General features: G+C 44.3%; 3 protein-coding genes. All 3 read left to right on the forward strand.

The window, feature by feature from the left end; genetic code table 11:
• Positions 1-116 precede the first annotated feature (116 nt).
• Complete coding sequence (locus tag AC1DWB_RS35355) at positions 117-302, forward strand: hypothetical protein (RefSeq protein ID WP_477545741.1); 186 nt, start codon at positions 117-119, stop codon at positions 300-302.
• A 203-nt stretch (positions 303-505) separates the two neighbouring features.
• Positions 506-820 carry a hypothetical protein gene (locus AC1DWB_RS35360; RefSeq protein WP_477545739.1) on the forward strand — a complete coding sequence of 105 codons (315 nt, stop codon included), beginning with the start codon at positions 506-508 and terminating at the stop codon, positions 818-820.
• Between the two features lie 173 nt (positions 821-993).
• Positions 994-1,311: hypothetical protein (locus AC1DWB_RS35365; protein ID WP_477545740.1), on the forward strand; the 318-nt coding region annotated here is incomplete at its 3' end.

Below are 1,311 nucleotides of genomic sequence, written 5' to 3' on the forward strand. Positions count from 1 at the left end.
AGGTTAGCGATTGATGTTGAGACGTTGAAGCGCCGGGAAGGATTGGTGGCGTAATGGCAAAGTACCGGAAGAAGCCAGTCGTGATTGATGCAGTCCGTTGGAATGGCGATAACCAAATGGAAATTGCTAAGTTCATGGATGTTATGACATTGGAATCAGCGAATGAATCGGTTTTTATTCCTACTCTTGAAGGGACAATGACCGCAACCAAAGGGGACTATATCATCAAAGGAGTCAAAGGTGAGTTCTACCCGTGCAAGCCTGATATATTCGAGCAGACGTACGACGAGKTGGGGGCCTAGCGCTCCCTCTCCCCAAAATAAAATAGGCGGTGTACCCGTGAAGTGGCTTAAAAGATTGTTTTGTAAGCACGATTACCAACCGTTTACGAAGAATAGTCGATTTCAAAATTTAAGCGGTGATCGAGTTTACTATATTTGCACCAAATGCGGTAAAGAAGGATATTCAGTATTTCATAAGCACGAATGAATAGGCGGTGGCATAGATGCCGATTGTAAAAATAGAGGAATCAATTGTTTTGGAATTTGGTAGTGGAGATATAGAAGTCATGCCCGGAGTGTTAGAAACAGATGGTTCAGTTGGATCGTTAAGTTTCATTCGGAAGGAAGAAGCAACGCCCATCGGAGCACGTACTGATTATATTCCTCACAGAAAAGTCGAACTGGAAGAAAGCCCTGTGCGAATGGTTTTCAACAAACCAGAATCCATTGACGTTGTGATCCAATCATTACAGGTAGCCAAGGAATTTATGATTAATGGGTTGCCGAAGGCCATCGTCCCGACCGAAGATGCTCAATGAGCGAAGCGATTGGAGGCCGACGGGCGTGGTAGATAGTATAGTAAACGGCCTCTTAATTGCAATATTTACATTTTTGATCAAATCCAGGATACGGAGGTAACCAAGTGGCTAGGTAATGCGCAACACTGCTGAAACGTTTAGGAAGTTGAAAACCAAATAAGGAGGTATCCGGCATGAGTTATGATTGGGATAGGACATACAAAGATCTCTGCAAAGAGATTGAAATACTTGCCATACGCAGAGACGAGCTATCGGCAGAACTAAGCATACTGAATAGGCGAATCAATAGTGCAGGACCACGTACAAAGCTTGTAGCAAGCTATAGCGGCATGCCAGGCGGTGGGAATGATGACAGGCCTATCGAAGAAACTTGGAGCGTGTACAGTGCCGTTACCGAGGCGCTAGCAGATGTCAACGATATACTATCTTTGAAGCTCGAAGCAAAGAAACGCATGGAATCTACAATGGCACAATTCGATACACTTGAATAT

The organism is Paenibacillus sp. P4_E11, assembly GCF_056401635.1.

Bases quoted from the DNA above. Each gene is read 5' to 3' on its own strand.
- AC1DWB_RS35360 (WP_477545739.1), top strand. From the start codon at position 506: ATGCCGATTGTAAAAATAGAGGAATCAATTGTTTTGGAATTTGGTAGT.